Source organism: Corynebacterium sp. HMSC08C04, assembly GCF_001807495.1.
Lineage (GTDB): Bacteria > Actinomycetota > Actinomycetes > Mycobacteriales > Mycobacteriaceae > Corynebacterium > Corynebacterium simulans.
The window spans coordinates 147501-163976 of record NZ_KV789202.1 but is presented as its reverse complement, the minus strand read 5'-3'; the positions used below and the strand labels follow the sequence as shown (position 1 = coordinate 163976).

17 protein-coding genes, 2 tRNA genes and 1 pseudogene (1 of these 20 cut by a window edge) are annotated in these 16476 nt (G+C 64.5%); 8 read left to right on the top strand and 12 right to left on the bottom strand.

Features of this window, described 5'->3' with window-relative positions; genetic code table 11:
- Nucleotides 1-30, top strand: a tRNA-OTHER gene (locus HMPREF3169_RS03975) (it extends 53 nt beyond the left edge of the window).
- Here the strand turns inward: HMPREF3169_RS03975 and HMPREF3169_RS03970 are convergent.
- Genes HMPREF3169_RS03970 through HMPREF3169_RS03955 form a run of 4 tightly spaced genes read right to left on the bottom strand, consistent with a single transcriptional unit; the run spans nt 21 to nt 2808 of the window.
- A complete protein-coding gene (locus HMPREF3169_RS03970; protein ID WP_246815591.1) occupies nt 21-317 on the bottom strand; it encodes an HAD family hydrolase in 297 nt (98 codons plus the stop codon). The two genes, HMPREF3169_RS03975 and HMPREF3169_RS03970, sit on opposite strands and share 10 nt — an antisense overlap.
- A complete protein-coding gene (locus HMPREF3169_RS03965; RefSeq protein WP_070432490.1) occupies nt 310-708 on the bottom strand; it encodes a hypothetical protein in 399 nt (132 codons plus the stop codon). The genes HMPREF3169_RS03970 and HMPREF3169_RS03965 overlap by 8 nt, the downstream gene beginning before the upstream one ends.
- A gap of 23 nt (nt 709-731) precedes the next feature.
- Nucleotides 732-1946 carry a cysteine--1-D-myo-inosityl 2-amino-2-deoxy-alpha-D-glucopyranoside ligase gene (mshC, locus tag HMPREF3169_RS03960; RefSeq protein WP_070455761.1) on the bottom strand — a complete coding sequence of 405 codons (1215 nt, stop codon included), beginning with the start codon at nt 1944-1946 and terminating at the stop codon, nt 732-734.
- Nucleotides 1947-1962: 16 nt separating this feature from the next.
- Nucleotides 1963-2808 (bottom strand): undecaprenyl-diphosphate phosphatase, encoded by an 846-nt coding sequence (locus HMPREF3169_RS03955; protein ID WP_070455835.1) that lies wholly within the window; start codon nt 2806-2808, stop codon nt 1963-1965.
- Between the two features lie 70 nt (nt 2809-2878).
- Here HMPREF3169_RS03955 and HMPREF3169_RS03950 point away from each other — a divergent pair, with 70 nt between their 5' ends.
- Together HMPREF3169_RS03950 and HMPREF3169_RS03945 are read left to right on the top strand one after the other, a co-directional pair.
- Entirely contained in the window at nt 2879-3931 is a 1053-nt protein-coding gene (locus tag HMPREF3169_RS03950) for a YncE family protein (RefSeq protein ID WP_070432491.1), read from the top strand.
- Nucleotides 3932-3941: 10 nt separating this feature from the next.
- Nucleotides 3942-5021, top strand: a complete 1080-nt coding sequence (locus HMPREF3169_RS03945; protein ID WP_070432492.1) for a quinone-dependent dihydroorotate dehydrogenase — start codon at nt 3942-3944, stop codon at nt 5019-5021.
- Here HMPREF3169_RS03945 and HMPREF3169_RS03940 read toward each other — a convergent pair.
- Genes HMPREF3169_RS03940 through tetA form a run of 4 tightly spaced genes read right to left on the bottom strand, consistent with a single transcriptional unit; the run spans nt 5018 to nt 9308 of the window.
- Nucleotides 5018-5374, bottom strand: a complete 357-nt coding sequence (locus HMPREF3169_RS03940; protein WP_005390939.1) for a hypothetical protein — start codon at nt 5372-5374, stop codon at nt 5018-5020. The two genes, HMPREF3169_RS03945 and HMPREF3169_RS03940, sit on opposite strands and share 4 nt — an antisense overlap.
- A 10-nt stretch (nt 5375-5384) precedes the next feature.
- On the bottom strand, nt 5385-5918 hold the full coding sequence (locus HMPREF3169_RS03935) for a YbhB/YbcL family Raf kinase inhibitor-like protein (protein ID WP_070432493.1): 534 nt from the start codon (nt 5916-5918) through the stop codon (nt 5385-5387).
- Nucleotides 5919-5939: 21 nt separating this feature from the next.
- Nucleotides 5940-7745: an ABC transporter ATP-binding protein gene (locus tag HMPREF3169_RS03930; RefSeq protein ID WP_070455760.1), complete on the bottom strand. Its 1806-nt coding sequence runs from the start codon at nt 7743-7745 to the stop codon at nt 5940-5942.
- Entirely contained in the window at nt 7746-9308 is a 1563-nt protein-coding gene (gene tetA, locus HMPREF3169_RS03925; protein WP_371441001.1) for a tetracycline efflux ABC transporter TetAB subunit A, read from the bottom strand.
- A 275-nt stretch (nt 9309-9583) separates the two neighbouring features.
- Between tetA and HMPREF3169_RS03920 the strand changes: the two genes are divergently transcribed.
- From HMPREF3169_RS03920 to HMPREF3169_RS03905, 4 genes and pseudogenes are all read left to right on the top strand, one after another.
- A complete protein-coding gene (locus tag HMPREF3169_RS03920) occupies nt 9584-9793 on the top strand; it encodes a ribonuclease PH (RefSeq protein ID WP_070455758.1) in 210 nt (69 codons plus the stop codon).
- Nucleotides 9793-10173, top strand: coding sequence for a hypothetical protein (locus tag HMPREF3169_RS03915; protein WP_061925555.1), 381 nt, complete (start codon nt 9793-9795; stop codon nt 10171-10173). The genes HMPREF3169_RS03920 and HMPREF3169_RS03915 overlap by 1 nt, the downstream gene beginning before the upstream one ends.
- Before the next feature lie 311 nt (nt 10174-10484).
- Nucleotides 10485-10758 (top strand): annotated as a pseudogene (locus HMPREF3169_RS03910) (succinate--CoA ligase subunit alpha); the annotation flags it as partial.
- 42 nt (nt 10759-10800) lie between these two features.
- Complete coding sequence (locus tag HMPREF3169_RS03905) at nt 10801-11286, top strand: MarR family winged helix-turn-helix transcriptional regulator (protein ID WP_070455755.1); 486 nt, start codon at nt 10801-10803, stop codon at nt 11284-11286.
- A gap of 6 nt (nt 11287-11292) precedes the next feature.
- Here HMPREF3169_RS03905 and HMPREF3169_RS03900 read toward each other — a convergent pair whose 3' ends face one another.
- Nucleotides 11293-11841, bottom strand: coding sequence for a DNA-3-methyladenine glycosylase (locus HMPREF3169_RS03900; protein ID WP_062036482.1), 549 nt, complete (start codon nt 11839-11841; stop codon nt 11293-11295).
- Nucleotides 11841-12689, bottom strand: a complete 849-nt coding sequence (locus HMPREF3169_RS03895; protein ID WP_062036480.1) for a polysaccharide deacetylase family protein — start codon at nt 12687-12689, stop codon at nt 11841-11843. Before HMPREF3169_RS03895 ends, HMPREF3169_RS03900 begins: the two co-directional genes overlap by 1 nt.
- 175 nt (nt 12690-12864) lie before the next feature.
- On the opposite strand from HMPREF3169_RS03895, the gene HMPREF3169_RS03890 reads away from it, so the two are divergent.
- A tRNA-Ala gene (locus tag HMPREF3169_RS03890) sits at nt 12865-12937 on the top strand.
- 181 nt (nt 12938-13118) lie between these two features.
- Here the strand turns inward: HMPREF3169_RS03890 and HMPREF3169_RS13565 are convergent.
- Nucleotides 13119-14900 (bottom strand): ABC transporter ATP-binding protein, encoded by a 1782-nt coding sequence (locus HMPREF3169_RS13565; protein ID WP_070455753.1) that lies wholly within the window; start codon nt 14898-14900, stop codon nt 13119-13121.
- A complete protein-coding gene (locus HMPREF3169_RS03880) occupies nt 14897-16471 on the bottom strand; it encodes an ABC transporter transmembrane domain-containing protein (RefSeq protein WP_070455752.1) in 1575 nt (524 codons plus the stop codon). The genes HMPREF3169_RS13565 and HMPREF3169_RS03880 overlap by 4 nt, the downstream gene beginning before the upstream one ends.
- Nucleotides 16472-16476: the final 5 nt, after the last annotated feature.

The window sequence follows — 16476 nt, the reverse complement described above, 5'->3', positions numbered from 1 at the left end:
AGGTCAGGAGTTCGATTCTCCTATGCTCCACAGCTCGGAACCCGGCACCGTAATGGTGTCGGGTTCCTTTGTTGCTTCGGGGCGAACATCCAGGTGCGGTAACGCTCCAGGTCGCCGTCTTTAAGCTCGTAGCCCGCCCACTCGGCCACCACGCTCAAGGTGTTGGGGAAGCTGCCGCCGATAGTTTTAGCGCGCACCTCCGGGGTGAGCGGGCGGCCCAGCAGCTCGCCGAGCTCGAAGGTGGCCTTACCCCACAGCGGTTCGGTGTCGATGAGGGTGCCGTCCATGTCCCAGAGGACGGCCTTCGGCCTACTCAAGTTCCGGAAGCTCGTTGAGAGCCTCGTCCGTGGCGCCGGTGGCGGCCGCCGCACGGAACACCAAGGTCTCGATGTCGGCCTTCTCCTCCGGTTCAAGCACCGCGTTGGCGTGCTTTTCGTTGAACTCCTCGAGGTTCTCGTAGAACGGCGCCACGACCTTCACCAGCGCGTCGCCCTCAGGGTCGTCGCCAAGCAGATCGAGGGCGTCAAGGAGCATCTCAAGCCGCTTCTTCAAATCCGGCAGCACCGCCGGGTCGAAAGGCTCTTCCCACAGGTCCTTGTCCTCGTCCTGCAGGTAGGAACCGGTGGCGAAGGTGTTCAGGTCGTCGATGAATTCGTCTACCTCGGGCTGAAACTGGGCCCGAATCGAGTTGTCCGCAGCTGCGCTCATGGGCCCATTGTGCGTGAGGCGCGCTAAATGCGCACCCCGAGCAGCCCGTCGAGGGCGGTGGCGATGATCTGGTTGCAGTCGCCGGCTGCGCCGTCGAGAAGCGAAAGTACCTCCGGGGTGTTCAGATCGTCCGCAAGAATCGCGCGAAGCTTATCGACGACTTCCGTCGCCTCCGCCTCAGAAACCTCGCCGGCGAGCTGCTCGCGCCAACGCGTAAGGCGCTCCTCGGCCTCGGCCAGGATCGCGTCGGAGAAGTCCCGGTCCTCGCGGTAGTGGCCCGCAAAGACAGCCAGGCGGATCGCCGACGGGTCGTGGCCTGCCTCCGAGAGCTTGTGCACGAACACGAGGTTGCCCAGGGACTTGGACATCTTCACACCGTCGAGGGCGATCATGCCGGCGTGGACGTAGTGCCCGGCCATGCGCTCGACCTTTAGCGCGGCCTCAGCGTGGGCCGCGGAGAACTCGTGGTGCGGAAACGCCAGGTCAGACCCGCCGCCCTGGATGGCGAAGTGGCTGCCCAGGCGGTTGGTGGCAATCGCGGAGCACTCGACGTGCCAGCCCGGACGGCCCGGGCCGAACGGTGAGTCCCAGGCGGGCTCGCCCTCGCGGTGGCCGCGCCAGATCAGCGCGTCCAGCGGATCGCGCTTGCCCTCTCGATCCGGGTCGCCGCCACGTTCCGCGAAGTACTCCTCCATGGTGGCGCGGTCCAGGTTGGACTCGTAGCCGAACTGCTCGGTGGCGTCGATGGAGGCGTAAATGTCGCCCTGGTCGAGCTCGTAGGCGGCGCCGGCGTCGAGAAGCTGCTGCACCATCGCGATCACCTCGTCGACTGACTCCATCGCGCCGATGTAGTCGCGCGGCGGGATCACGGACAGGATCTCCATGTCGCTGCGGAACAGGTTGATCTGGCTGGTGCCGAGTTCGCGCCAGTCCACGCCGTCGCGCTCGGCGCGCTCGAACAGCGGGTCGTCCACGTCGGTGATGTTCTGCGCGTAGTGGACCTTGTGGCCGTTGGCGAGCAGCTGGCGCTGCGCCAGGTCGAAGGTGAGGTAGGTCGCGGCGTGGCCGAGGTGGGTGGAGTCGTACGGGGTAATGCCGCAGACGTACATCCCCACCTCCCCGTTCGCATCCGGGGTGGTGTCTACTTCTTTGACGCGCTGATCGGCGGTGTCGAAGAGCTTCAGCGGCACCGGGGTGCCGGCGACTACGGGTACGGACGGGTCGGGCCATGCATGCATGCGGACAACCCTACAACTAGGCGGCCATCACGCCAGTGCCGAGCAGCGCCATGACCAAAAGGCCCAGCGGAATGCGGTAGGCGGCGAACCACGCGAACGAGTGGTTGGACACGAACTTCAGCAGCCACGCAATGGAGATGTAGCCGACCACAAAGCCGATGCCGGAGCCGACGAGCAGCTGCAAACCGCTCGCCGCCTGGCCCGCCTGGGGGTCGAAGGCATCAGGCAGGGAGAACAGCCCGGAGGCCAGCACTGCCGGAATGGCTAGCAGGAAGGAGAAACGGGTGGCAACCTCGCGGTCGAGGTTGAGGAACAGACCGCCGGAAATGGTGCCGCCGGAGCGCGACACACCGGGGGTGAGCGCCAGGCACTGCCACAGGCCCATCAGAACCGCGTCCTTCATGGTCAGTTCCTCGAAGCCGCGGGTCTTCTTGCCGCGGCGCTCGGCCAGGATGAACACCAGCGAGAACAGGATTAGCACGGTGGCGGTGATCCAGAGGTTGCGGAAGTTCTCGCGGATTAAGTCCTTGAGCAGCACGCCTGCAAGACCGACCGGGATGGTGCCGGCGATGACCATCCAGCCCATGCGGTAGTCGAAGTTCCGCTTGGATTTGTCCGCGAGGCCGGCGAACCAGGCGGTGAGAATGCGCCAGATGTCTTTGGCAAAGAAGACCAGCACGGCAAGCTCCGTTCCCAGCTGGATCACGGCGGTGAAGCTGGCGCCGGCGTCTTCGCCCCAAAACAGTTGGGAGACGATGCGCAGGTGGCCCGAGGAAGACACTGGCAGAAACTCGGTGAGGCCCTGGACAACAGACAGGACGATCACCTGGACCCAGGACATTGTGGTGGCGGGATCAGTCATGGTGAAAGACACTACCCCGCCCGCTTAGCCATCGCGGTACGCGACGGGCGCGTTGCTAGGCTTTAACCTTGTGAATGCTCGTTTGTTTGCCCCCAGTTCCCGCCTCCGCTTTGTCGCAGTTTCCGGTGCAGTCGCGGCTGCCCTGGCGTTGAGCGCCTGCGGCGCGTCTCCCTCTGCCAAGATCGAGGAAGCCGGCGGAGAGGCAGCTGCGAACATGGGCAGCGCTGAGCCGGTGCAGTCCCCGCAGTCGTCGGACCCGGCGGGCGACCTGGTCGACTTCGAGCCGGTGAGCGATGTGGACGAAACGAACGGCCGCATCGGCGTTCGCACTTCAAGCGCGCTGACTATCGGCACCCTCGAGGAGATTCAGCAGGGCAAGGCCGCCCGCCACGAGCTGGACCAATCCTGCGGCGAGGCTTCCGCCAACGCCGGCACCTTCGCGCTCGCCTGCGCAGGCGAGATCAAGCTCTTCGGAGACCGGGAGGAGACTATCGCCACGGATAAGCCGGTCACGGCGGCCACGGTGGCGTCGACAGGCGAGGTGCTCGCAGGCAGCGACTCGGAGCGCAAGATCTGGGTCTTCGACGGCGGCGAGCTCAAAGACACCATCGACGTCGCACGCGAAACCGACCAGTTGCAGGCGGTGCAGGTGGACGGCCAGCGCGACTCGGTGGTGCGCACCAACCGCTTCGACACCACCATCCAGGACATCGACTGGAACGGCTCGCGCCAAGGCGGCACCCTGCGCGTCGGCCTGGGAGTGGGCAAGGTGCGCGGCGGCGAGCACGGCCTGGTGCTGGCCGCGGATTCCACCGGTAGTCAGCTCCACGTCTACACCACCGACGACATCATCCGCCTCCAGCAGTCCGCGCCGGTGCCGGAAGGACCCTGGGATGCCGCGTGGGACCCCGCGCAGCGCCTCGCCTGGGTCAGCTCGCTGGCCAGCAACACCGCCACCGGCTACGACATCTCCCAGGGCATTCCGGTGAAGCGCAAGCATTTCGCCACCGTCGCAGATGCCCAGAGCATCATTACGCTTGACGACGGCACCGTGGTCGCCGCCTCCGCATCCGGCGACGGCATCCAGATCGTCTCCCCCGCCGACCAAACCGAGAGCAACTAGGAGAAAACCCATGACGCTCTACGACCGCGCACTCAAGCTCATGTTCCTGCTGCCGCCGGAGCGCATCCACGGCATCATCAGCGGCGCGTTGCAGACGCTGCACTTGGTCACCCCGGTCAACCGCGTGATGGAAAAGGCCGTGCGCGTGCACGACCCGGTGCTGCACCAAACTGTTTTCGGCGTGGATTTTCCCGCCCCGCTGGGGCTGGCGGCCGGCTTTGACAAGAACGCCGAGGCGATCGACTCCTGGGGCGCGATCGGCTTCGGCTACGCCGAGATGGGCACCGTGACCCCGAAGTCCCAGCCGGGCAACCCCACGCCGCGCCTGTTCCGTCTGCCGGAGGACAAGGCGATTTTGAACCGGATGGGCTTCAACAACAAGGGCGCGCTCGTGGTCGCCGACAACCTCCGCGCGCGGCGCTCCCGCGACGTGGTGGGCATCAACATCGGCAAGAACAAGACCTCCGAGGATGCCGTGGCGGACTACCGCGCCACCGCGACGCTTCTGGGCCAACTTGCGGACTACCTGGTGGTCAACGTCTCTTCCCCCAACACGCCGGGTCTGCGCGACCTGCAGGCGGTGGAGGAACTCCGCCCGATCCTGGAAGTGGTGAAGAAATCCACCACCACCCCGGTGTTAGTGAAGATCGCGCCGGATCTTTCCGACGAAGACATCGACGCCGTGGCCGACCTCGCCGTGGAGCTGGACTTGGCCGGCATTGTGGCTACCAACACGACCATTTCCCGCGACGGGCTGAAAACGCCCGCCTCCAGGGTGGAGAAGATGGGCGCGGGCGGCATCAGCGGAGCCCCGTTGGAGAACCGCTCGCTTGAGGTGCTCAAGCGCCTCCACGAGCGAGTCGGCGACAAGCTGGTGCTCGTCAGCGTCGGCGGTATCTCCACGCCCGAGCAGGCGTGGGAGCGCATCGCCGCGGGCGCGAGCCTGCTGCAGGGCTACACGCCGTTCATCTACGGCGGGTTGGGCTGGATCCGCGGCATCCACCGCGGGATCGCCACGCAGATCAAAGCCCACGGCCTGGACTCGATTGAGCAGGCCGTGGGCAGCGGGCTGGAGTGGAAAGCGCTCTAAGCGTGTCCGGCTGCGCTGCGGCGCAGCACCACCGCGCAGAGTCCGGCGGCGAGCGCCCAGCCGATCAGCCAGAACGGCGTGGTGGCCATCAGCTCGGTGTCGGGCGCGATGAAGCCGAGCCCGATGAGCACCACGGCCACGATTAGCGCGCCGACCTGGGTGCGTGAGCCTTCCTGCTTGGTGTTGTAGGTGGCGAAGGCGCCGACGATGGCGACCGCCACGATGATGGAGAGCACCTGCGGGGTGACGGGGAACGCGGCGTCGCCTCGAAGCAGCGCCAGCACGGCGTAGAGCACGAGCACGAGTGCGATGCCCATGAACGCGCCGCCGACGCGGAGTTGCACTGGAACCATTCGGCGAATCTTACTGGTTTTCGTACCAGCCCCAGATGATTGCTCGGCCGAGCGAGTGGAAGTTCAGGTTGAAGCCGAGCTGGGTGGGGTTGGCAATCTCGTCTGCGGGCAGCTCCGTGTCCACCGCGTGGACGGCGAACAGGTAGCGGTGCGGGCCGTGGCCGGCCGGCGGGTTCGCACCGTAGTAGCCCTTAACCCCGCTGTCGCCGGTGAGCACCACCGCGCCAACCCCGAGGTCGTCCTTCGCGCCTGCTCCGGCTGGCAGCTCGGTAACGTCCGCGGGGATGTTGAACGCGGACCAGTGCCAGAAACCAGAGGCGGTCGGCGCGTCCGGGTCGAAGCAGGTCACCGCAAAGGTCTTGGTGCCCTCCGGGGCGCCGGACCAGGAAAGCTGCGGGCTGGTGGCGTTGTCGCCGGCAAGCGTGTCGGCGAGGCGCTCGCCGTCGACGATGTCCTCGGACGTGATGTCGAAGGACGGCACGTCCGCCAGCGGGGCGTACGGGTCGGGGCCGGGGAAACGGTCGGAAACATAATTTGCAGTCATGTCCCCATTCCTACCGGAGAGTTAGTGACCGCCGCCACTCCACGCAGCGAACAGTTGCGCGTATCTCCCGTCGGCGGCTACGAGTTCGGTGTGGGTGCCGTCCTCGATGATGCGCCCGGCGTCCATGACCAGGATCCGGTCCGCGGCCGCCGCCTGGTCTAGGCGGTGCGCCACCACCAGTGCCGTGGTGTCTGCGGTGATCCGCGCGGCGGCGTCCTCCAGCGCGTTGGTGGCGTCGCTGCCAGCTTCTGCCGTCGCCTCGTCCAGGATGAGCACCTTCGGGCCTGAGAGCGCCACGCGTGCGAGCGCGAGCTGCTGCTCCACCTCCGGGGGCAGCTCCTCCGCGCCTGCGCCGACGGCGGTGTCCAGCCCCTTCGGGAACAGGCGCGCGAACTGGGTGCCTTCAGGGTCGAGCCCGACACTTGCCAGCGCCCGCAGCAGGTCCGCGTCGGTCGCATCCTGTGCGGCCATCGAGAGGTCCTCGCGCAGGGTGCCGGCGAACAGGTGGACGTCCTGGGTGAGCAGGGTGACGTTCTTGGCGGTCCACGTGTCGCTGACCTGCGAGGTATCTACTGCGCCTACCCGGATGCACCCAGACGTGGGCTCCACCAGCCCCGCAATGAGCGCGGCGAGCGTGGACTTGCCGGCGCCCGAAGTCCCCACCAGTGCGGTAGTTGTTCCCGCCTCGAGCGTGACAGAGAGGTCCTCCAGCACGTTGGCGCCGCCCGGGTAGGCAAACGAGACGTGGTCGACTTCCACGTCCACCGGCTCCGCCAGATCCTCCGGAACGGCCGTAGCTTCACGCCCGTCCGCGAGCTTGGCCAGGCTCACCGCGCGGCCCACTGCGGTGGCCGCGCTCTGCAGCTCGCCGACGAAGAACAGGGCGTTGAACACCGTGACCTCGGCGCGGATGACCATGAACACGGCGGCACTCGCCTGGCCCGGGCTGACGGCACCGGCCGTCGCGAGCCACGCGCCGACGCCAAGCGTGAGCAGCACCCACGCGGCGAAAGCGACCTGGCCGATGCCTGTGAGCCGGATGAACCAGGGCACACGGTCCATCTCCGCCTCCACCGCGCCCCACGAGGTCCGCCGCATCCGTGCCAACGCCCAGCGCTCCAAGTCGAAGGCGCGCAGCGTGGGCAGGCCCCGGACGGTATCCAGCAGCACCGCGTTGCGACGCGCCTCCGCCACGCTCACCGCGTTGGAGGCATCCGGGATGGCGCGGACCACCGCGCGGGCGAACGGGTACGTGCAGATGCAGATCAAAAGCAGGATCAAGGCGAAGCGGACGTCGATAAGCAAAAGCCCGATAAACGTGATCGGAAAGACGAACACGGTGGTGAGCACGCGCGAGCCGATGGCGGTGATGGTTTGGACGACGTCGTCGATGTCCTTGGTCATGCGTGTGATCACGTTGCCGGTGCCGAGCTCCATCACCCGCGGCACAGGTGCGCGCAGGATCGCGTCGAGGCAGCGACGGCGCAAGTCGATGGACGCGCGGGCGACCTTGAGGCCCACCACGTAGTTACCGAGGGCGCGCAGGAACATCTCGACGAGCATGCAGGCCAACGCCAGTCCAACAGTCCACACAAAGGCGCGGGTGCCGGTGCCCAGTAGCGGCACCTCGCCTCCGGTGAGCGGGTCGACGCTGCGCCCGAACAGGTTCGACTGCGTGGTGTACACGGCGACGGTCAGCGCCTGGATGAGCAGCAGACCCGCCCACCAGCGTCTGTCCAGCGCGTTGGGCAGCGCCGAGAGGTACGCGAAGGTCTCCTTCACACTTGCGGGTGCGACCGCGTCTGTGCGTGCGTAATCGGGCGCCATCTACGCCACCTCCAATTCGGTTCCAGCGTGCTGCCACGCGGCGTTTCCGGTGATGACCACGGTGGTTTTGTCTGCTCTGAGCGCGGCGACGGCTGCCACGACGTCCGCCTGTGTCACGGAATCGAGCCCCGTGGTCGGGTCGTCCAGGATGAGCACCTCCGGGTCGGCGGCGAGCGCCCTGGCAAGCGCGACGCGCTGCCGCTGCCCGCCGGAAAGGTTCAGGCCGGCCTCGCCCAGCGGTGCGTCCGGCAACTCGCCGCCTGCGTCTATGCCGCCGAGCCTGCGGAGGATGTCTTGGCAGTGGGCGGCGGCGAGCGCCTGCTTGACGACGTCCTCCGGCACATCCCCGCGCGGGTTCACGTTGTCTGCGATGGTGCCCTCAAACACGTTGACGGTGTGCGGCGGGAACAGCACGTCTGCGCGCTGCGCCCACGCGGCGGCGGTGGCGTAGGAACGCTCCGCCGGCTCGAGAATCCACAGACCCGCGCCTGGGACCGGTGTGTCTGTTAGCTCGGGCCCCGCGGTGTCGTCGCCCGCGTGGTGCAGCTGCTCGATGCGCTGGCCACTCGCGACGGCCCTGCCCCACCCGCTGGCCAGGTCGCCGAACGCTAAGCCCGCCATGGTCAACGCAGGCTGCACCAACAGTGCCACGGATGTCAGCTGCCCCGGGGTGATCTCCCCGCGCAGCGTCATCCACGCGCTCAAGCCCACGATGCCAAGGTTGCACAGCCCCGCCACGCAGAACCTGGCGAAACCGAGCCACACCTCCACACGCAGGTGCGTGAGCATCAAGCGCTTCGCCTTCGCCGTTTCGGCGTGAAAACGTGTTGCCACGGTTGCACCCGCGCCTAGGCCTTTGACGGTGCGAATGCCTTGCGACGCATCCGTGGCCAAGCCAGCGACATCCGCCTCCGCGGCGCGACGCTTCAACGACACCCGCGTCACCGGCCCCGCGGTCCACGCGGCGAACAGAGCGATGATCAGCGCGCTGGCCGGGATGGCCAGTGAGATCCACGGGGAGACCGACCACATCGCCACCATCGCGCAGACCGCGTAGCCGATGGCCATGAGCGGAAACGACAGCAGCTCGCGGTAGCGGCCGACGGTGTTCGCGTCCGCGTCGATGGTGTTGAGTACGGTGCCGGGGCTCATCGCTCCCGCCCCGCGGCGCAGCACGCCCGAGGACAGGTGCTGCTGCGCGTTGTGGGTCACGCGGCGCACCGAGGCTGTGGCCAGGCCGTCGCCGGTGGCCTCGCCGATGAACTGGATGATGAAGATGCCGACCAATACTGCGAAGAGCCACCATGCGTTGAACTTTTCTTCCCCCACCAGGCCGTCCACGATCATGCCCACCACCACCGGCACAAACGCGGAGATGCCGGAGCCGATGAGGTAGCTCAGAATGTGCAGCACCAGCACGCCCGGGTATGCGCCTACCATGTCCCTGACCACACGGTTCCCGCTGCTCCAGCGCGCCGGGTGGAGCCGCGCCGGATCGTCCGCTGGCGGCGCGGGCGGGACGAACCAGCTGTACGTCTTCATTCTGCGCGGCGGTGGCATCATTCTGGAAAATCTAGCAAATATTGGGCGTGCACCGTTCCTGACACGGGGCTAAGTAGCAAAATTTCGTCCGCATGCCCTTCTGCTACTTTGCCCGAGGTGACTAATGGGTAGACACTCATTGGAAACGCCCGGTCGCAAGAAAAAAGACCCCGCCACCTCAGGAGTTGGAATCCTTAACGTGGTGAGCGGAGTCCTCAACGTTGCGAACGCAACAGCGAAGTTTGGCTGTCAACCCATGGTTGACTTGTTTAGTCTCCTGTCGGTAGACTACCGTTATGAAGCGAAACGCCGTCATCAAGAAATTGAAAGCGGAAGCTAAGCGGCGTGGTCTTGAATTTGAGGAAATCGCCCTATCGCGCCATGACGCTTATCGGGTAGGCAGCACAACCCGAACCTTAGGTAGGCACCGTGAGATTGACGATGAGACAGTCAAGAAGTTTTTCGACCAATACGCCCAAGAATTAGGGAAAGGCTGGTGGAGGTAATGACCACGACATACACAGTAACCGCAGAACGCGGAACCAGCGGAGTATGGGTGCTCGAATGCGCCGAACTAGGGGCAGTGTCCCAAACTAAGCGGCTGGCTAATGCTGCCGACGAGATGCGCGAAGCACTGGCCTACCAGGCAGGTCTAGACCCAGACGAACTCAACATTATTGTTGATGTCGTTCTTCCACCGGACCTTGCGGAAATGAAAGCTCGCGCCGAAAAAGAACGCGAAGAAGCGGCACGACTGGCCGCTGCGGCACAGGCAAGCACTCATGACCTCGCTGTTGCAATGAGAAACGCTGGAATGACCGTACGAGATATGGGAACAGTCCTCGGCGTGTCTTACCAGCGCGCCCAAAAGCTCGCAGCATCCTAAAAGGAGGACATTACACTGACAGCGAAAGTTGCCCAGCACGCGCATGATACACACGCGTACTGGGCGTTTTTATCGGCCGGTGGACTCGTGTGCGTTAGCCGCGCGTGACGGTGGGCTTTCAAGGTCGTCCCCAGTTGGTGATGTGGGCGGCGTTAAACGGCTCGGCCTGGTCGAGGATCTGGCGTCTAATCTTGGCCGCTTCGTGTCCGAAAAGTCCAGTCCGGGCGTATTTTTGCAGCGTGGTCTCGCGCAAGATACGTGTGCTGGCGGTAAAAAACTGCGCGGGTGGTAGTACTTAAGTTTCTTTCTACGAGGCCATCATCATGATCGGCGAGATCGGCGGCGATGCCGAAGAACATGCCGCACGCTACATCAAGGAGCACGTGACCAAACCGGTGGTGGCCTACATTGCTGGATTTACCGCGCCGGAGGGCAAAACCATGGGGCACGCAGGAGCGATTGTCTCTGGAGGGATCCGGAACCGCAGAGGGCAAGAAGGCGGCGCTTGAGGAGGCCGGCGTGAAGGTCGGCAAGACTCCGAGCCAGGCGGCGCAGCTTCTCCGGGAAGCGCTGAAATCTGCTTAGCAGATGCTTAATAAATAAAGCTTCATTGCTAGAATAAATTTCATGACCGAGAAGGATAAGAAGTGGCTCGATGAGGAGGAACTTTCCTCCTTCGTCTCTCTCATGGGAGTTACAATCCGTCTGACCAACATTCTGGATGCGCAGCTGCGCGATGACGCCGGCCTAAGCTTCTTTGAGTACACCGTCTTATCCCGGCTGTCCGAGGCCGAGGACCGCGAGATGCGCATGCGTGACCTCGCCTTTACCGCAAACGGCTCTCTATCGCGCCTAAGCCAGGTGGTCACGCGCTTGGAGAAGCAAGGTTGGGTTACGCGCCGTCCAGATCCGAATGATGGCCGCACCACGCTGGCGCAGCTTACCGACGCCGGCTGGGACAAGGTTGTCGCCACCGCGCCTGGGCACGCCGCCCAGGCGCGTCGTTCCGTGATGGACAACCTCACTCGCACGCAGGTGCGCCAGCTCAACCAGATCAACGATCGCATCCTCGCGGCCATCGAGAGCGATGAACGCTACGGCGGGCGTTACTAGGCCTTATTAGCTCGGCGGCAGGCCTCTGCGCGCCGAGACGGTCTTGTCGAAAGGAATCCAAAAGCGCAATGGCGCTTGTTTATTCTTGCTGATGCCAATTCGCGGCCCGCAGACCCACTCCGGCTCTTGCTCACGCTCGGTGAGTTGAATTGGCGTGCCGTTATCTTCCAGCGTGAATCCCAGTGCTTTTCCGAGGTTTCCCGGCCCACGGGCGAGGTTATGGAAGTCGGTGGTGCCGCGGCGTCGGAAAGCGAGCTCGGTACCTTCGGTGACCTCGCCTCCGCGTAGCAGACATCCTTGGCCCGTGCCCTCCGGGGCGCACACGATGTTGCCGTTGCGGTGGATGCCATAGGAGGCATAGACGTAAAGGCGCCCGGGCGGGCCGAACATCGTGGCGTTGCGCGGGGTTGGGCCGTTGTACGTGTGCGCGGCGGGGTCTTTGGCGCCGAGGTAGGCCTCGACTTCCGTCAGGCGGATGCTGACGCCGTTGAAGGTGAGAGTTGCCCCCAAGAGTTGGGGCGCAACGACATCTGCGGGGGCCGAGAAATCAATCATTAGCCCCGAGAGTAGTACTGCTTGCCCGGCTGTGGGTTGGGGACAAGGGTATCGAGGCTGACCGGCTCGAGGCCCTTGGCGCGCAGGCCGTCGATGACGCAGCTGGCAGCATTAACCGTGGTGGCGTGGATATCGTGCATGAGGATGATGCCGCCCGGCTGCGCGCCGCTGACTGCAGCGCTGCATACGTGCTCGGAGTTGCGGTCCTTCCAGTCCAGCGTGTCCACGGACCACATGGCCTCGGCTTGGCCGTTGGCTTTGGCCGCGGCGTCGACAGTGCCGTTTGTGGCGCCGTACGGTGGGCGTAGCCAACGAGGGCTCTGGCCGGTTGCTGCCTTGATGGCGCCGGCACCCGCCTTGATTTCCCCGTCTATGTCGCCGGCGGCGAGCTTGTTCAGTTCGCGGTGCGTGTTGGTGTGGTTGCCGATGGTATGCCCCTCTGCCTGCATGCGGCGCAGCAGCTCTGGGTGGGCTGTGGCGTTAGGGGCGAGCACCATGAAGCTGGCGTGTGCGTGTTTTTCGCGCAAGGTGTCGAGCAGCTGGTTGGTTAGGGTGCTGGGGCCGTCGTCGTAGGTGATGGCGACGCAGTTGGAGCAGTCAGACTTTTGCGTCGGTGCAGGTGCTGGGCTTGGGGTGCGCTTTTGCGGCGCAGGTTTCGAAGAACCGAGCTCTGGTGGCAAGGAGTTTAGGAAGTCGTTATTGAGTTTCTCGGCTTCTTGCTGGAGGTTCGGCAGCTGCATCTGTGGCAAGTTGGGGACCGGGAAGGGCGATGCCGGCGCTGCGTGGGCTGAGACTGGAAGTGCGGCGGTAAGTAAGAGTGCAGCGGTAGCGGCAGCGAGGCGGCGCATGCAAAAGCCTTTCTAACGAGGGTGTTTCTGTTCCTAGATTATGGTCACCGCCGTTTCTAAAACCGTAGTGACACGCAACCAGAGTGAAAAGAGTTAACTACTGCGACTGATGGGACTCCCGGCCGGGCCAGCGATTTTCTTTCTGCGATACCCCTGGGGTAGCATTAAACGCACTGGGGCATTAGCTCAATTGGTAGAGCATCTGCTTTGCAAGCAGAAGGTCAGGAGTTCGATTCTCCTATGCTCCACAGCCCAGAAACCCGGCACCATTCGGTGCCGGGTTTCGTCGTTCCTGCGTTGCCCTCGGCCCGCCGCTTCCGAGACTCGCTTCTGCATCCCCCACAAAGGGAGCCAAGCAAAGGGACCACCCTCGAAGAGAGGAGAAATGAAGGAGAGAAGGGGAGGAAGTTTAGTCGGGCCAAGTTTGGCTTAGTGGCCGTGCTCCCACTGCGCATAAGCCTTGGCGTAGCGCCCACCGCGCGCCATGAGTGAGGCGTGGTCGCCGTCTTCGACGATTTCGCCCTGCTCCATCACGATGATGCGATCCGCCTCACGAGCCTGGTCCAAGCGGTGCGCCACCACAAGGCAGGTACGCCCGCGGGTGACGGCCCGGGCAGCTTCCTCAAGCACGGCGGCGTGTTCAGAGCCGGCCTCTGAGGTGGCCTCATCCATGATGAGCACCGGCGGCTGCCGCAGCACCATGCGCGCCAGCGAGATCTGCTGGGCGGCTTCGGCGCCCATCTCCTCGTTGCCGGCGCCGATGCGGGTATCGAGGCCGTCGGGAAGCCAGCGCGAGTCTTCCGTCAATCCCACCTCGTGTAGGGCTGCCCATAGTTCCGCATCGCTAGCATGTGGCCGGGCGAGCAGAAGATCCTCGCGCAGCGTGCCGGAGAAGAGGTGGACTTCCTGCGTAATCAGCGCGACGTGCTCGGTCACCCAGGTATTGGGCACCGTTGCGGTGTCGACGTTGTCAAGGCGGATGCTGCCCGCAGTGGGGTATTGCAGCCCGGCCACAAGTGCGGCCAAGGTGGATTTACCTGCGCCTGAGGTGCCCACCAGCGCGGTCGTGGTGCCGGCCGCCAGCGTGAGGCTAATGCCGTCTAAGACCTTGGCGCCGCCGGGGTAGGAGTAGCTCACGGCGTCGATATGCACCGCGGGGGCTTGCCCAAGCAGCGCTACTTCCTTGGTTGGCACGTCAGCGCCCAGCAGAGCCAGCGCCACAGCGCGGCCCAAGGAAGTTGCCGAATGCTGAATTTCCCCAGCGAAGAACAAGATGTTGAAAACGTGCATCTCTAGGCGCATGACCAGCAAGACCGCGGCCGTGGCCTGGCCTTGTGTGAGCCATCCCCACGCCACCATCGGAACCGACATTGAAAGTGAACCCAGCAGGAGCACGCCGAAAGCGATGCTGCCTTGGCCAATGATGCGGTTGATAAGCGGCACCTTGTCGCCCCAAGCCTGCACGGTGTGCCAAGAGTAGTCCTCCATGCGGCGCGTGGCCCAGCCGTCGAGGCGGAAAATCCGGAGGGTCTCCAAGGCGCGGATGGTATCCAGCAAGACGTTGTTGCGGCGGGCCTCCACGGTGGAGACGGCGTTGGCCACGGCGGGGATATCGCGAATCGTTCCCTTGATAAACGGATACATCACGGCGACTGCGAGCATGCACAGCAAAAGGTAAGCCGGGTGGATGAAAGCCATGGTTAGGAAAGTAAGCGGCAGAATGAAGATGGTGACGGCAAGGCGCTCACCCATCATGGCCACTGCCGTGACCACGGTGTCGATGTCCTTAGACAAGCGCGTGATCACGTTGCCGGTTCCCAGCTCCATCACGCGCGGCACGGGCGCGCGCAGCACCGAGTCGAGAGCTGCGGTACGCAGATCCACAGCCAGTCGGCGTGTGCGGGCGTTGATGAGGTAGCCGCCGAGCGCCCGGCCGCTGACCTCAACGAGGAGGCAGGCTGCGATGATCCATAGTGCAGCAATCATCGCCTTGCGCCCAGAGCCAATCACAGGGACTTCGCCACCCTGGATGATATCCACGAGGCGGCCGAGTACCTGCGAGCCCAGGTTCATCATCAGGATGGTCAGAGTGAAGATGCCGAATACCAGCGCCAGCTTCGCCTTCGACGGTGCGGAAGGCAGCGTGCGAAGGAACTGCCAGGACTCACGGGCGGAGGCAGGAGCTAGGGCATCTGCTGCGGGTTTACTCATAGTTCTAGCATCTCCTTCGCGTTAGCCGCCCACGTCGACGCGCCGCTGATTACGACGGTGATCTGGTCCTTGCGCAAGCGCGCCACGCGCTCAGCTACCGTCGCGAGTGTTAGCGAATCCAAGCCCGTGGTGGGGTTATCAAGCACCAAGATTTCCGGGTCCGCGGCAAGCGCGCGGGCAAGCGCAACGCGTTGGCGTTGACCGCCCGACAGGTTCAGTCCAGCCTCCCCAATGGGGGCATCCGGCAAGGCGCCAGAGTCATCAAAACCGTCGAGACGAGCGACGATGTCCTCGCAGGCCGCGGCCTCAAGCGCCGTGCGAACCTGCGATGCCGGGATGTTGCCGAGCGGATTGATGTTATCGGCCAGCGTTCCCTCCAGCACGGAAATCCGGTGCGGCGGGCACAGGGCGCCGTGAGCAGAAAGGCGGGATATGGTGGCGTCGACAAGCGCGCGCCCTTTGGTGGTCTCCGGTACCCAGACCTGCAGGCCAGGGCTTAAGGAAAGCGCATCGCCGTGCTTTGCGACGTCCCTTTTATCCAGGTCCTCCAGCAACTCACCGATGCGCTCCACGGAGGCCTGGGCCCGCGCCCACGCCTCGGTGAGATGGCCCAGCGCGATCCCAAGGACGTTGAGCGCCGGTGGGGCGAGCATCGTGATACTCATCATCCCACCTGGGGAAATATTGCCCAGGTACATCTGCCATGAGGTCCATGCGAGCAGACCGATGGTAAATGCGGTGGGCACCATCTGGCGCAACCAGTTCAACCAGACGCTAAGCCTTAGCTCGCGCAGCATGGCGTCGAGGGCGGTGTGTGCAGCGGTGCCAAAGCGTTGCTTGGCCACCTCGTTAGCGCCTAGACCTTTAATAACGCGGGAGCCCTGCGCGTAGTCCGTTGCGAGCGAAAGCGCCGTGTTTTCCTTGTGGCGGCGGGCTGCCGCCACTCTCGTTAACGGTTTTGCGGTGGCCCAAGATACCGCCGCGGTGACGACGGCACCTATCAAAAGCACGATGGAAACCACGGGCGAGATCGGTGCCAGGCTGAAAATCGCGCCCAGCAGATAGCCCACCATGGTCAGCGGAAAGTTGAGCACCTGCTTGAGCTGGCCGATGTAATGGGAATCCTCGTCCATCGTGTTGAGCAGGCGGCCTGGGTTAAGTCCGGAGGTAGAAGAGCGGAGCAGCTTCTCCAGCAGCCCGAGCCGCAGCGTATGCGTGGTGCGGGCCTGGCTGAGATCGGTGAAAGCATCCGCGGTGGCCTCGGCGAGATAGACGATGAAGAGCAGCAGTGCGGTCAACGCCACTGGAATGGCGAGCGTGCGCCAGGAAGGGTCGCTGAATGCGTATTGCGTGGCTTGGCCAATGACCACGGAGACAAGCGCACCCAATGGCGCGTTGATGGCGGCGGAGATGAGAATGCCGGCCACGCCCACCGGCTGCGCAAAGAGCAGGCGCCGGGTTGCGCTGCGGGGTTTAGACCAATTGGTGGTTTCGGTGAGAGAGGTCTCCCCGGCGGGTGGCTGGCTTGGCAGGTACCAAGACCAGGTTTTCATGCGAGGATAGACAGTCATAGCTG

Bases quoted from the DNA above. Each gene is read 5' to 3' on its own strand.
- HMPREF3169_RS03965 (WP_070432490.1), bottom strand. From the start codon at position 708: ATGAGCGCAGCTGCGGACAACTCGATTCGGGCCCAGTTTCAGCCCGAG.
- mshC (WP_070455761.1), bottom strand. From the start codon at position 1,946: ATGCATGCATGGCCCGACCCGTCCGTACCCGTAGTCGCCGGCACCCCG.
- HMPREF3169_RS03955 (WP_070455835.1), bottom strand. From the start codon at position 2,808: ATGACTGATCCCGCCACCACAATGTCCTGGGTCCAGGTGATCGTCCTG.
- HMPREF3169_RS03945 (WP_070432492.1), top strand. From the start codon at position 3,942: ATGACGCTCTACGACCGCGCACTCAAGCTCATGTTCCTGCTGCCGCCG.
- HMPREF3169_RS03940 (WP_005390939.1), bottom strand. From the start codon at position 5,374: ATGGTTCCAGTGCAACTCCGCGTCGGCGGCGCGTTCATGGGCATCGCA.
- HMPREF3169_RS03935 (WP_070432493.1), bottom strand. From the start codon at position 5,918: ATGACTGCAAATTATGTTTCCGACCGTTTCCCCGGCCCCGACCCGTAC.
- HMPREF3169_RS03930 (WP_070455760.1), bottom strand. From the start codon at position 7,745: ATGGCGCCCGATTACGCACGCACAGACGCGGTCGCACCCGCAAGTGTG.
- tetA (WP_371441001.1), bottom strand. From the start codon at position 9,308: ATGATGCCACCGCCGCGCAGAATGAAGACGTACAGCTGGTTCGTCCCG.
- HMPREF3169_RS03920 (WP_070455758.1), top strand. From the start codon at position 9,584: ATGAAGCGAAACGCCGTCATCAAGAAATTGAAAGCGGAAGCTAAGCGG.
- HMPREF3169_RS03915 (WP_061925555.1), top strand. From the start codon at position 9,793: ATGACCACGACATACACAGTAACCGCAGAACGCGGAACCAGCGGAGTA.
- HMPREF3169_RS03905 (WP_070455755.1), top strand. From the start codon at position 10,801: ATGACCGAGAAGGATAAGAAGTGGCTCGATGAGGAGGAACTTTCCTCC.
- HMPREF3169_RS03900 (WP_062036482.1), bottom strand. From the start codon at position 11,841: ATGATTGATTTCTCGGCCCCCGCAGATGTCGTTGCGCCCCAACTCTTG.
- HMPREF3169_RS03895 (WP_062036480.1), bottom strand. From the start codon at position 12,689: ATGCGCCGCCTCGCTGCCGCTACCGCTGCACTCTTACTTACCGCCGCA.
- HMPREF3169_RS13565 (WP_070455753.1), bottom strand. From the start codon at position 14,900: ATGAGTAAACCCGCAGCAGATGCCCTAGCTCCTGCCTCCGCCCGTGAG.
- HMPREF3169_RS03880 (WP_070455752.1), bottom strand. From the start codon at position 16,471: ATGACTGTCTATCCTCGCATGAAAACCTGGTCTTGGTACCTGCCAAGC.